This is a genomic window from Mannheimia pernigra (assembly GCF_013377995.1).
GTDB classification, from domain to species: domain Bacteria; phylum Pseudomonadota; class Gammaproteobacteria; order Enterobacterales; family Pasteurellaceae; genus Mannheimia; species Mannheimia pernigra.
The window spans coordinates 113,705-126,698 of the sequence record NZ_CP055305.1 but is presented as its reverse complement, the minus strand read 5'-3'; the positions used below and the strand labels follow the sequence as shown (position 1 = coordinate 126,698).

Here is a 12,994-nt window from a genome sequence, read left to right as displayed (position 1 = left end):
TTTTGAGATCCCTATTTTAGTATGTCAAGTAATAATTACTGTTTCTCTGAAATTTCTTTAAAAGAAATTGAGAAAGCATCTTTTAAGTTTTCAGGCATAGTGCGGTAGTCTGAAATTAATTTCGTTTCTTGCTCTGACATTACAGTTTTTTGTTGTTCAGATTGAAACATTTCGCCTTCACCACTTACCAGCCAGTTCAAATTCACTCCAGCTTTAGCAATGGCAGTCATTCCTTCTGCATTAGGTTCACGTTCACCGCCAACATAACCTTGTAGTGTGCGGTAAGCGATGCCAGTCTGTTCTGCAAAATCTTTAATTTTCCAGTTTTTCGCTTCACAAATTTGTCTCAGTCTTTCTGATATGCACATTTGAGCGTTCCATTTTCAATACTAGATTGACAAATATCGCAAATGAGCGTATATTTGACATTAAATGAGGAATATTTTATCACGTTTGAGCGTGTATGAAATACTCTAATAACATAATTTTTTGGCAATTAAAAGTTTTACGGCAATTTAAATTTGCAATTTAAATTATTAACCTAATCAGACATATATCATCAGAAATAACTACAATGACCCAGCACTTTCTTTTAACCAGCAAAGCTCGCACGCTTTCATCTATTAAGATAGCTCGCCTATCTGATGATGAAGCGTTTAGCTTATTGTGCGAGTTACGCTGGGGAAGTAAAGACGTGGTGGTTTGCCCTAAGTGCAGTGTACAACATAAAGCTTATTTTATCTCTACTCGCAGCAGTGGCGATGCAAACATTGTAATCATACGTTTAGCATTACATCAGGCACGATTTTTGCCAATCGCAAGAAGTCGCTGCAAACCTATCTCTACATCATCGCCAAATTTGTGAATGCCGCCAAAGGTATTTCATCACTACAACTGGCTCGTGATGCGGGAGTCAATTACCGTACGGCGATTACCGTACGGCGTTTGTGCTGTCGCATAAAATCCGCAAAGCCTTATTAGATAAGCGAGATTTACAACCCCTATCAGGGGAAGTGGATAAGTTAAATCGTGGGGCAAAACGCTCACACATCTTTGTTACCCATTTGGAAACGCAATCTGTTGTTAATTCTTTTGCTAATGCTTATATTGAGAAAAAGAGCCGTATCAATACTGATGAAAGTAATGCTTACGGTGAATTATTGCTGAATTATGATTTACGTACCGTCAATCACAAAAAAGAATATCGTAGTGATTTAGGTGTAACCAACAATCAAGCGGAAAGTTTCTTTAGCCCCTTCAAACGAATGTACTACGGACAAACCCATAAAATGAGTAATACCTATTTACTCAATTATGCTAATGAAGTAGCTTACCGTGAAGATCATCGTAGAAAATCAAATGGTTGGCAGTTCAAAGATGTGCTAAGCAAATGCCTAAATACCACGAATGAAAATAATGAATGGTGTGGCTATTGGCAACGAAAAATTGTTCATCAAGAAGTGATTTGGCAATAGGAATAATAATGGCTTATAAACTTGACCAAAAACTAAAAGCCCTTGTCTTTGAACGTAAGCAAGTGCTAGAGCATTTAGCATTATTAGATGTGAAGATTGCTACCGTTCAAAAAGCCATTGATTTAATGAAAGCGGAAGAAGATATAGCACGTTATAACACGGAAAACTTCATTTATCGCCATAGGTATAAATTATTCAAAGGGAAAATCCGAAAGTATCTTGTTCAGATAATGCGTGATGAACCGAATAAAGCCTTTACCATTACCGAGCTTACCCTACGAATTTTTGATATTGAACAGACACAAGGCATTCCATCAGAAAAACATTTGGATTCCGTGCGTAAGCAGTTAAATGCGTTTTATCAGCGTGGTTGGATTACAAGAACACAAATCAGCCGTAGAGAAGTTTATTGGCAGTGGAAAACCCATTGATATAAAATCAGATTTTAACGATAATTCAGATATAACTGGTTGATTTTAGGACAAACTATGCTACTCATTCCCCCAACACAAACCAATCGCTATGTGAGCAGTCTTGTGGCTCTCAATATTCATAGCCCCAATGGAACAGGCGATTGGCATAGTGCGGCAGCATTAAATGACAATGCATATCCGCAAGATTTTTATATTTATGGCTTTGGTCAAAAACGAAATACCCATCATCTTTTAGGCGATATTGGGATTATTGACGGTACAAAAAGGCTCAATGATATGGGGTATTTCCCTGAAAACAGTCCTGTTTGGCTTGCTGACCACCCAAGAGCTTGTGTCGATTATCTTTACACGGCTGTGTTGCAAACAGGCTCCATTGGGCGTGTTATTTTAGATGATTGGTTCCCGAGTGATGAAGATAAACTGTCGGTTTATCAATTACTTGACCAAATTGAACCGCACTTAACCGAACAAGAAAGAGAAAATTTAATGCTATGGAAACACAAAAACCCAATAACAAGCTATTAACAGAACGTGATAAATATCACGAAAAGTTAATGATCAATATTTTAAAAAACCTTTCTGATACACCGTTGGTATTAAAAGGTGGAACAGCACTTTATTTAGGTTATGGCTTAAACCGTTTTTCAGAAGATTTAGATTTTGATTCGTCAAAGAAATTAAATTTGCTGAATAAAATTAAATCTTCGGCTCCACAAGGTATTGTGATTGATAATATCAATGTGAAAAAAGATACAGATACCGTAAGCCGTTATGTAGTTAATTATCATATTCGTGATACAGGTATCAAGGATTCGTTAAAAATAGAAATTTCCTATCGAACCCCAACACCTGATGAACAAATTACGATTAAAGATGGGATTCGCTTTTCATCGGTAGATCGGATTATTGATAATAAACTAAATGCGGCTTATGACGGGGAAAATACACGAACCAAAGGGCGTGATTTATTTGATTTGCATTTTTTAGCCACACAATACGCTGAACACTTCACACCAGACCTAGCAGAACGGTTAAGTAATTTTGTTCAAGATCCTGATAAGCTCGTAAGTTTATATAGAGAAGATATAGAAGCCGATCCACTACTAAATAAAATTATGGACGTAGAGCAAATTGCTCTTAACTTGAATGATATTGCTAATGAAATTTGGTTAAATAAGCAAACAGAACTTATGCAAAATCACCCAGCAATGCAAGCCATAATGACAAGTTCGCAACGTGATTTTCAAAGTTTATTAAATTCAGCAACAAGCACAAAAGAAGAACAAAAGCAGTCGATTTCTTCAACCTTAAAATTTAAACCTTGATAAAAATAGCGACAAAATGTCGCTATTTTAGCAATTTCAACCGCCAATGAAACCCTGCACGCTCAACCAAGCCTTTTTTGCTAACCGCAACAACATTCTTTTTACCACCTTATAATAGCTATCACCTACATCAACAAACTGCGGTTGCCCCACTAACCGTAATGCCTGTTCTGCGATATCTCCACATACTAACCACGTATCCTGATTTTCCCTTAATACTTGTGCGATTAAACGAGCGGTAATCACAGACTGGCTTTTCGGTGTTTTCGGCATAAATGGATCGGTCAATTCGCTAATCTCTTGCGTTAAAAGTTGCATTTGCACCGTTAATAAATCTTGCTTTTCTTTCAGTTGAAGTAATCGTTCAACTAACTCGTGTTTGAGTAACTTTTGTGTCATAATAAAAATCCCTATTGAGTGAAAATTTCAATAGGGATTTTAATGTTTTTAATTGGTTAAATCTTTGTGCAACTGCTACATAATACCGAAAAAATCTTACAAATTTAACCGCTTGTATCTTATTTACAGCCCTAATTTATACTAAGTCAAACAGTAAAAATTCTACGTTATTTTGAGCGTAGATTTCTAATAGATCTTCTTGGCGAATACCTAGTGCATCGCTGGTGGTTAGCTCAATCCCGTTTACTTTTACATTTCCTTTTACGACTTGTAACCAATAGCTGCGGTTAGTGTTAAGGGTAACTTGTTCTGTTTTTGCCGTGGGATATTGGTAACGCCACAATTTCATATCTTGATAAATGTTGAATGAGCCATTTTCTGCGTTTGGCGAAAGAATTAACGTTGCCCCCTCTTTCGGCGTAAATTTGTCTTGGCTATAGCGTGGTGTTACACCTTTTTGATTTGGAATAATCCATATTTGATAAAGATGTAGCGTTTCGTCTGAAGAGGGATTGACCTCAGAGTGGAAGATTCCCGTACCTGCCGACATAATCTGAAATTCGCCTGCGTTCACTTCGGTTTTATTTCCCATACTGTCTTCGTGAGCCACACGGCCGCTTAGCACATAAGTTAATATTTCCATATTATCGTGCGGGTGCTTGCCAAAGCCGTGATTTGGGGCGATGAAGTCCTCGTTAATTACCCGTAAATGGGAAAAGTGAATATGTTTTGGGTCGTAATAATTAGCGAATGAAAAAGTGTGATAGCTCTCAAGCCAATCAAAGGATCCATTACCACGTTCGTTTGCTTTTCTAATTTGTAACATTATATATTCCTTTTTTGTTTTGTTGAGCCTAGTTTACCTTATCTAAAAATAGATAAATATGTGTTTTTGTCTTCATTGTTTTTATTGGTAAATAATTAATAAAAAATGACCGCTTGCATTTTCCTTAAAAACCGTTATGATTACGCCCCCTTGAGTTCCCTTACCTCAAGTTGTTGTTTAACTAAAAAGGATACAATATGAATCTTAATACTTACTTTTCCGATGAAGGTAAATTTCGTTCACTGATTTTACTTTCCCTTTTCCATATTTTTATTATTACTATCAGTAACTATTTAGTGCAGATCACGTTTGAAATAAACGTGCCTTTTACTGATTGGATTATTCCGACTACTTGGGGAACTTTTACTTTCCCATTTATTTTCTTAGCAACGGATTTAACGGTGAGAGTTTTTGGGGCGGAGCTCGCTCGAAAAATCATTTTTCTCGTGATGTTGCCCGCGTTGTTAGTTAGCTATGTTATTTCAGTTTTATTCTTTGAAACTCAATTTCAGGGAGTTGCGGCGTTATCTGAATTTAATCTTTTTGTTTTTCGTATTGCGTTGGCAAGTTTTAGTGGCTATGTGGTTGGACAACTTCTGGATATTTTTGTATTCAATCGTTTACGTCAAGGCAAAAGTTGGTGGCTAGCACCAATGTGCTCAACCATTTTCGGTACATTAATTGACACCTTCGTCTTTTTCGCTGTGGCATTTTATAAAAGTAGTGATGAATATATGGCGGAACATTGGTTTACCATCGGATCGGTAGATTATGCCTTTAAGCTATTTGTGAGCTTATTATTATTTCTCCCACTTTATGGCGTGGTGTTAAATGTCATTATGAAGAAATTAGATTTGAAATAGAAAATAGTGCAGTGAGGGTTTGGGGGTTATGCCGAAAAAAGGTATAATCCCCTTAATTTTTTTAAGTGAGAATAATGTAATGAATAATATCCCAATTAGAAATGAAGAAGAAATTCAAAAATTACGCGAGGCTTGTAAGTTAGCTTCAGATGTGTTGGTTATGATCAAACCTTATGTGAAAGAAGGCATCACAACAGGTGAGTTAGATAAAATTTGCCACGAATATATTTTAGAAAATGGCGCAACTTCCGCTTGTTTAGGCTATCACGGTTTCCCGAAATCGGTCTGTATTTCTTTAAATGAGGTAGTTTGTCACGGCATTCCAAGTGATGATAAAAAATTGAAAAAAGGTGATATTCTCAATATTGATGTAACAGTGATTAAAGATGGCTATTTCGGCGATAACTCAATGATGTATATGGTGGGTGAGCCAAGTGTGCGTGATAAGCGTTTAATTGAAGTGACTCAAGAGTCGCTTTATGTAGGCATTCGTACTGTAAAAGCGGGTATTCGTTTAAAAGAGATCGGCACGGCAATTCAAAAATATGTCGAGAAAGAAGGTTTTTCGGTAGTGCGTGAATATTGTGGGCACGGCATTGGTACTGAATTCCATTGTGATCCACAAGTCGTACATTATGCCGCAGATGACGGTGGCGTAGTGCTAAAAGAAGGTATGGTCTTTACCATTGAGCCAATGGTTAATGCAGGAAAACGAGAAATCCGTTTAATGGGAGATGGCTGGACAGTAAAAACCAAAGACCGCAGTCATTCCGCCCAATACGAACATCAAATTGTGGTAACTAAAAACGGCTGCGAAGTGCTGACAATTCGTGATGAAGAAATTCAAAATGGACGTATTGCTCGTGTGATGCAAAATGTCTAACCCATCATTTGCAATTGTTTAGAAAAAAACAACCGCTTGTAATAGCAAAAGGGATTAAGCTAACACTTAATCCCTTTTCTTATTTAGATTATTATCTTTATTTCACTTTCGCTTGAGCTTTTTTTACCCAAATCGCTGAAATGGTGAAGGCTAAAACAAATGAGATCACCATACCGACAGAGTACATAGCAAGGCTATCTGGTTTGATTGAAGGAATGCCTAAGAAACCTGCTGCCCCTAAGGCAATGGCTTTAACATTAAAGAATGCAATAAATGCACTGGATAAACCTGAGGCAAGCATTGCCGCAATAAAGGCTTGGCGGTAGCGTAGGTTCACCCCAAACATTGCAGGTTCGGTAATCCCTAATAGTGCAGAGATACCCGATGGAACAGCTAAACCACGTACTTTGGCATCTTTCATTGCAAACGCCACGCCTAAACAAGCGGCACCTTGTGCAATATTAGACATTGCGGCAATTGGGAAGATGAACGTTCCGCCTGTTCTTGCAACTTCTGCAAGCAATTGAGTTTCTACTGCAATAAAGGTTTGGTGCATACCGGTAATGACAATTGGTGCATAGAATGTACCGAAGATGGCACCACCAATAAAGCCTAATGTGTCATATAACCAAGTTAATCCTGCTGAAATGGCAGAACCTGCCTCACGTCCAAATGGACCGATAACAGTGAAAGCGAGTACGCCTGCAATAAAGAGAGAAAACAGTGGTGTAACCAAATTATCTAAATAAGATGGCACAAATTTACGGAAAGTTTTTTCAAGAGTTGCTAATACCCAAGCAGAAATAATCGTTGGAATCACTGTGCCTTGATAGCCTACTTTTTCGATTTCTAACCCGAAAATATGCCAATATTTGATATTACCTTCCATTAAAGTTTTCGCATAGTTCCAACCATCTGCCAATGCAGGGTGAACTAATAGCATACCTAAAGCTGCCCCTAAGAACGGATTTCCGCCAAATTTACGGGTAGCGGAGAAGCCTAATAGAACGGGGAGGAAAACGAACGGTGCATTTGAAACTGTATTGATGAAATCCACTAAGTCCGCAATTGCAGGATAGCGACTTACAACCGATTCCCCTTCCCAGAAGAATCCTACCGCAGTAAGCATTGAGTGAATACCCATTAACAAACCGCCTGCAACGATTGCAGGAATAATAGGCACGAAAATATCGGCTAAGCCTTTTACCAAGCGTTGTAGCAATGGCTGATTTGCTGCACTAGCAGCGGCTACTTCAGAGGTGGACATATCACCAATGCCCATCTGTTTTTGCATTTCAGCGTACACCTCGTTTACTGTGCCTGAGCCAAAAATAATTTGGTATTGCCCTGCTGTTGAGAACTGACCTTTTACGCCCTCGATGTTTTCAATAGCTTCTTTATTTACTTTTGATTCATCCGCAAGGGTTAAACGTAAACGAGTTGCACAGTGGGCAAGCGTTGTGATGTTTTCTTTTCCGCCTAATTGTGCAATCGTTTGCTCGGCGATTTTAGGAAAATTCATAGTAATTACCTTTTATGTGAATAGAACGGTTGCATTCTAACTAAAACGGTTTAGCTAAAAAAGAAAAGATTGAAAATATTTCTAAAATTGTGATTTAGATCACATTTTTATAAAAATTGATCTTGAATGATTTTTCCATTTGAAATGGTCAGCACTCGATTAAACAAAAATAAACTTTCTTCTAATTGATGGGTAACCATAAGAAGTGTAAGGTTGCGGCTTTGGCAAATATCTAGCACAATTTTTTGTAAATCTTCTCGGCGTTTTGGATCGAGGGCAGAGAAGGGTTCGTCTAAGAGCAAAATTGGTTTATCTCGTAATAAGGTGCGAGCGAGAGCAACACGCTGTTTTTGCCCACCTGAAAGCTGATCGGCTTGACGATTTAAAAATGCTTCAATTCCCATTTGTTTGGCAATCTGCTTGACCTGCAATTTTTGCTCTGCATTGAAGGATAATTTTGGTGCAAGTGCCAAACCGATATTTTGCTCTACCGTTAAGTGTGGAAAAACATTATTATCTTGAAACAGCATTGAAATAGGGCGTTGTGCCACTTCAGTGTGAGTGTGATTTTCTTGGTTTAAAAACAATTCCCCATTTTTCGCTTTTTCAAAACCTGCAATCAGATTAAGCAAAGTGCTTTTACCCGCACCGCTTTCCCCAACTACAGCAATGCGTTCGCCTTGATTAGCGGAAAATTGGAAGTGCATTGGCATTTGCTCATAGGTAAATTGAAGATCTAATTTGATCATGTTTTATCCTTTATACATAAAAATGGCAACAAGGCGAATAGCATTAATATTAATGCGGTAACGGCAGCATCTTCGGTTCGATAGCTTCCAAGTTGTTGATAGAGCAAATAAGGTAACGAACTGAAATCACGATTTCCAAAAAAGGCAATCACGGTAAAACTGCCTAAACTTGAGGACATCGCCAATGCAAAGCAGGTTGCAAGCGGTCGAATTAGCTGCATTTTTTCCACAATCCACCAGCGTTGAAAGCCTGTTAGCCCTAAACTTTGAGCGAGTTTGTTGTGAGAAATGAGGCTATGCCACATTGCTGAAAAGAGCATCGGATAGATAAAAGGCAGCAAGGTTAATCCGTTGCATACGCCTACCAAAACTAATAATTCAGTCGTTGAGAGATCTTGATTCATCAATAAAATAAACAATCCGACAGATAATAAAAAAATAGGCAGTAACAATGGATAAATTGCAACGCTACCTAAAATACTGTGGGCAATTTTTGATTTTTTATAGAGCAGTTGGCGAGCTTCAAGAGCAATAAGATAGCTAATGCCAATCACTACAAAAGAGGCAATAAGGCTTAAGACTAACGAGAACTGAATTGCTTTCCAGAGGGCTGGATTGAGTAAACGCTCGCCGAGGTTTGACACGCTTATGCCAGCCCATATCACACTGACAAGCGGTAGAATTATGACAAAACTTTGCAAAAAAATGACCGCTTGTAAAAAGGCTTTAGTTAAACCTGTTGGTTTGAGTTTCCAAATATCTACTCGATTAGGTTGTTGTTTTAACTGCTTGAAAGCAGAGGTGGTAATTCGGTTCATCAAAAATTGTAAGCTCATTCCCACAACAAATTGTACCGAAATCAAAATAATCGCTTTTGCAAAATCAAACTCAAACGTCACGGCTTGATAAATAGCAACTTCTAAAGTGCTATATTTCGGACTTCCACCTAGCATTAAAACAATCGGGAAGCTGGTGAAGCAAACTAGAAAGACCGTCATAAAAATGTAAGGTAAAAGCGTTCTGATGACAGGTAGCTCCACAATTTGAATATAGTGCCGTCCCTTTAAATTTAATTGAGCAGCAAGTTGAAAGCGATTACTTGGGATGAGGTTTAATCCGCTAATGTAATATTTCATCACAAATGGGATATTGAATAAACAGTGAGCAATGATAATGCCTTGCAAGCCATACAAATTAAACTTCCATTCCCAACCTAAAAATTGAAAAAGGTGTGCCAGCCAGCCTGAATGACCGAATACGCCAATCACAGCAAAAATAATCACAAGAGAAGGCAATGCCCAAACAAAAGATAGGGTTTTATAAAGTAATTGTTTGCCTTTAAAGTCTAAATAGAAAAAAGATCTCGCTAAAAAGCTACCTAAAATCAGTGAAAGTACAGCAGAAAGGGTAGCTTGTAGTGAACTATAACCCAGAATTTTTAATACATAAATGCCAGAAATTAAGGTAGTATCTTGCTGATGTCCGACCAGTGACCATAAACTAAAGCCATAAAGTGCAATAATGCTGAAGTAGATAAACCAGGCTGTTGTTTTGGTTAATTTGCTAAGCATATTGCTCCAAATGTTGAAAATTAAGGGAAAATCGTGCTGAAATTATTGTAACATTTCCATCTGGCAGTATGCTAGAATCTTGACATTTAGCAAATGATTTTTAAATTAGCTCAAAAAAATAGCAATTTTGGGGTATGATGCAACAAGTTTTTTACTTTTTTTAGCGTGTTTTTAATTTAAATTTGTAGTAAAGTTGCGGTTGAAAATCAATTGATTAAAAATAAATTTTTTTAACTCTCAAATTTAAGAGGAATACATTATGTACTCAAAAGATGTTGTTATTACAGCTCCTAATGGTTTACACACCCGTCCTGCAGCTGAGTTTGTTAAAGCCGCTAAAGGTTTTGTATCAGATATTACGGTTGCTTCAGGTGGTAAAAGTGCAAGTGCAAAAAGCTTATTTAAATTACAAACATTGGGGTTAACTCAAGGTACAACCATCACTATTTCTGCTGACGGTGAAGACGAGCAAAAAGCAGTTGATTTCTTAGTAGATTTGATTCCTACTTTAGAGTAATTTTTTCTATTCTTGGATTAAGATTTATATCACTTTATTGCAGCGAAATGCTGTAATAAAGTGTTTTGCTATGTAATATCGAGACGATTTATCATCTTACATAAGGACACGATTATGATTACAGGTATCGCAGCTTCCCCTGGTGCTGTATTCGGAAAGGCATTAGTTTTAAAAGAAGAGCCGATTATATTGAATGCTCGCAAAATTACCTCAAGCGAAATTGAGGCGGAAAAAGCGAAATTTTTTGATGGACGTGAAAAAGCTGTAGCTCAATTAACCGCAATTAAAGAAAAAGCTCGCCGAACCTTAGGTGAGGAAAAAGAAGCGATTTTTGAAGGTCATTTAATGATCTTAGAAGATGAAGAACTGGAAGAAGAAATTCTAAGTTATCTGAGTGATAATCTTGTGACTGCAGATGTTGCAGCAAGTAAGGTAATTGAAATGCAAGCCTCAATGCTTGCAGAAATTGATGATGAATATTTAAAAGAGCGTGCAGGCGATATTCGTGATATCGGTAATCGCTTAGTGCGTAATATTTTAAATATGAATATTATTGATTTAGGCGATATTCAAGATGAAGTTATTTTAGTCGCTTACGATTTAACCCCTTCTGAAACGGCACAATTAAATTTAGATAAAGTATTAGGCTTTATTACTGATATTGGTGGTCGAACTTCCCACACTTCTATTATGGCTCGTTCGTTAGAGCTTCCTGCGATTGTAGGCACAAACAATGTGACTTCTTTAGTAAAAACGGGTGATTTCTTAATTTTAGATGCCATTAATAACGAAGTGCATTTAAACCCATCAGAAGAAAAAATTGAAGAATTTAAATCCTTACAGGATAAATTAAAAGCAGAAAAAGAAGAACTGGCTAAATTAAAAGAGTTACCAGCTGAAACCTTAGATGGTCATAAAGTTGATGTAGCAGGTAATATTGGTACTATTCGTGATGTAGATGGAATTTTGCGTAACGGTGCTGAAGGGGTTGGTTTATACCGTACTGAGTTTTTATTTATGGATCGGAGCCAATTACCGAGTGAAGAAGAGCAGTTTCAAGCCTATAAAGAAATCGTAGAAGCGATGGATGGTAAGATGGTTATTCTTCGTACTATGGATATTGGTGGCGATAAAGAATTACCATACTTAGACTTACCGAAAGAGATGAATCCTTTCTTAGGTTGGCGTGCAGTGCGTATTGGTTTCACTCGTCGTGAAATTTTAGATACTCAATTACGTGCAGTATTGCGTGCCTCAGCATTCGGTAACTTAGCGGTAATGTTCCCAATGATTATTTCAGTAGAAGAGATTCGTTTGTTGAAATCTATCGTGGCAGAATTAAAAGAGCAATTACGCAGTGAAGGTCACGCTTTTGATGAAAACTTAAAACTGGGTATTATGGTGGAAACTCCATCGGCTGCGATAAATGCTCGCCACTTAGCAAAAGAAGCGGACTTCTTTAGTATTGGTACGAATGACTTAACTCAATATACACTTGCAGTGGATCGTGGGAATGAAATTATTGCTCACTTATACAATCCATTAAGCCCATCTGTGCTAAATTTAATTAAGCAAGTAATAGATGCTTCGCACGCTGAAGGTAAATGGACGGGTATGTGTGGTGAGTTAGCAGGTGATGTGCGTGCAACCGCATTATTACTTGGAATGGGCTTAGATGAGTTTAGTATGAGTGGTATTTCTGTGCCACATATTAAGAAATTAATCCGCTCAATTCATTTTGCTGAGACGAAAGCATTAGCTGATAAAGCACTTGCTCAACCAACCGTTGCGGATATTGAACGTTTAGTTGATGAGTTTTATCAAAAATTAAACTAACTTGAATTATTTAGCATACAAATACAAAATTCTCGTATAAAATGTATAGGAATTCTGTAATATCTGAGGGAGATTTTAAGATGGGTTTATTTGATAAATTATTTGGTTCAAAACAAAAAGAGAGCCAAGAAATCAAAATTTATTCACCATTAACAGGTGAGATAGTAAACATTGAAGATGTGCCAGATGTGGTTTTTTCTGAAAAAATCGTAGGCGATGGCATTGCAATTCGTCCTGCAGGTGATGTTATTGTTGCACCAGTAAATGGGACAATTGGTAAGATTTTTGAAACTAACCACGCATTTTCTATTGAGTCTGAAGATGGCGTTGAGTTATTTGTTCACTTTGGTATTGATACCGTTGAATTAAAAGGCGAAGGCTTCTCTCGTGTTGCGACAGAAGGTCAAACTGTAAAAGTGGGCGATCCTATCATTAAATTTGATTTAGCCTTACTTGAAGGTAAAGCTAAATCTGTTTTAACACCAATTGTGATTTCAAATATGGACGAAATCAGCAACTTATCTAAATTAAACGGTCAAGTTGTTGCAGGCGAGAGCGTTGTTTTAACCTTAACAAAATAATTCTAAAATAATG

13 protein-coding genes and 2 pseudogenes are annotated in these 12,994 nt (G+C 37.3%); 9 read left to right on the top strand and 6 right to left on the bottom strand.

What is annotated here, in order from left to right:
* Nucleotides 1-35 precede the first annotated feature (35 nt).
* The gene (locus HV560_RS00640) at nt 36-368 is read right to left on the bottom strand and encodes a helix-turn-helix domain-containing protein (RefSeq protein WP_075620618.1); all 333 of its coding nucleotides are present in this window, start codon (nt 366-368) and stop codon (nt 36-38) included.
* Nucleotides 369-574: 206 nt separating this feature from the next.
* On the opposite strand from HV560_RS00640, the pseudogene HV560_RS00635 reads away from it, so the two are divergent.
* From HV560_RS00635 to HV560_RS00620, 4 genes and pseudogenes are all read left to right on the top strand, one after another.
* A pseudogene (locus HV560_RS00635) lies at nt 575-1,475 on the top strand (transposase).
* Nucleotides 1,476-1,483: 8 nt separating this feature from the next.
* Nucleotides 1,484-1,906: a hypothetical protein gene (locus HV560_RS00630; protein WP_176811919.1), complete on the top strand. Its 423-nt coding sequence runs from the start codon at nt 1,484-1,486 to the stop codon at nt 1,904-1,906.
* 57 nt (nt 1,907-1,963) lie between these two features.
* Complete coding sequence (locus tag HV560_RS00625; RefSeq protein ID WP_176811918.1) at nt 1,964-2,434, top strand: hypothetical protein; 471 nt, start codon at nt 1,964-1,966, stop codon at nt 2,432-2,434.
* The gene (locus HV560_RS00620) at nt 2,401-3,234 is read left to right on the top strand and encodes a nucleotidyl transferase AbiEii/AbiGii toxin family protein (RefSeq protein WP_176811917.1); all 834 of its coding nucleotides are present in this window, start codon (nt 2,401-2,403) and stop codon (nt 3,232-3,234) included. The genes HV560_RS00625 and HV560_RS00620 overlap by 34 nt, the downstream gene beginning before the upstream one ends.
* A 22-nt stretch (nt 3,235-3,256) precedes the next feature.
* Here HV560_RS00620 and HV560_RS00615 read toward each other — a convergent pair.
* Both HV560_RS00615 and HV560_RS00610 read right to left on the bottom strand, forming a co-directional pair.
* Nucleotides 3,257-3,633, bottom strand: a pseudogene (locus tag HV560_RS00615) (hypothetical protein).
* Between the two features lie 136 nt (nt 3,634-3,769).
* On the bottom strand, nt 3,770-4,459 hold the full coding sequence (locus HV560_RS00610) for a pirin family protein (protein WP_176809284.1): 690 nt from the start codon (nt 4,457-4,459) through the stop codon (nt 3,770-3,772).
* Nucleotides 4,460-4,656: 197 nt separating this feature from the next.
* On the opposite strand from HV560_RS00610, the gene HV560_RS00605 reads away from it, so the two are divergent.
* Nucleotides 4,657-5,322 carry a 7-cyano-7-deazaguanine/7-aminomethyl-7-deazaguanine transporter gene (locus tag HV560_RS00605; RefSeq protein ID WP_176807401.1) on the top strand — a complete coding sequence of 222 codons (666 nt, stop codon included), beginning with the start codon at nt 4,657-4,659 and terminating at the stop codon, nt 5,320-5,322.
* Between the two features lie 79 nt (nt 5,323-5,401).
* On the top strand, nt 5,402-6,205 hold the full coding sequence (map, locus tag HV560_RS00600) for a type I methionyl aminopeptidase (protein ID WP_176809283.1): 804 nt from the start codon (nt 5,402-5,404) through the stop codon (nt 6,203-6,205).
* Nucleotides 6,206-6,302: 97 nt separating this feature from the next.
* Here map and HV560_RS00595 read toward each other — a convergent pair whose 3' ends face one another.
* From HV560_RS00595 to thiP, 3 genes are all read right to left on the bottom strand, one after another.
* Complete coding sequence (locus HV560_RS00595) at nt 6,303-7,727, bottom strand: sucrose-specific PTS transporter subunit IIBC (protein ID WP_176811916.1); 1,425 nt, start codon at nt 7,725-7,727, stop codon at nt 6,303-6,305.
* Between the two features lie 107 nt (nt 7,728-7,834).
* Nucleotides 7,835-8,476, bottom strand: a complete 642-nt coding sequence (gene thiQ, locus HV560_RS00590; protein ID WP_176811915.1) for a thiamine ABC transporter ATP-binding protein — start codon at nt 8,474-8,476, stop codon at nt 7,835-7,837.
* A complete protein-coding gene (gene thiP / locus HV560_RS00585) occupies nt 8,473-10,047 on the bottom strand; it encodes a thiamine/thiamine pyrophosphate ABC transporter permease ThiP (RefSeq protein ID WP_176811914.1) in 1,575 nt (524 codons plus the stop codon). The genes thiQ and thiP overlap by 4 nt, the downstream gene beginning before the upstream one ends.
* Nucleotides 10,048-10,306: 259 nt before the next feature.
* Between thiP and HV560_RS00580 the strand changes: the two genes are divergently transcribed.
* The 3 genes from HV560_RS00580 (at nt 10,307) to crr (ending at nt 12,981) form a co-directional block, all read left to right on the top strand.
* Complete coding sequence (locus HV560_RS00580; RefSeq protein WP_159628559.1) at nt 10,307-10,564, top strand: HPr family phosphocarrier protein; 258 nt, start codon at nt 10,307-10,309, stop codon at nt 10,562-10,564.
* A gap of 114 nt (nt 10,565-10,678) precedes the next feature.
* The gene (ptsI, locus tag HV560_RS00575) at nt 10,679-12,400 is read left to right on the top strand and encodes a phosphoenolpyruvate-protein phosphotransferase PtsI (protein ID WP_176811913.1); all 1,722 of its coding nucleotides are present in this window, start codon (nt 10,679-10,681) and stop codon (nt 12,398-12,400) included.
* A gap of 80 nt (nt 12,401-12,480) precedes the next feature.
* Nucleotides 12,481-12,981, top strand: a complete 501-nt coding sequence (crr, locus tag HV560_RS00570; RefSeq protein ID WP_159628557.1) for a PTS glucose transporter subunit IIA — start codon at nt 12,481-12,483, stop codon at nt 12,979-12,981.
* Nucleotides 12,982-12,994 lie beyond the last annotated feature (13 nt).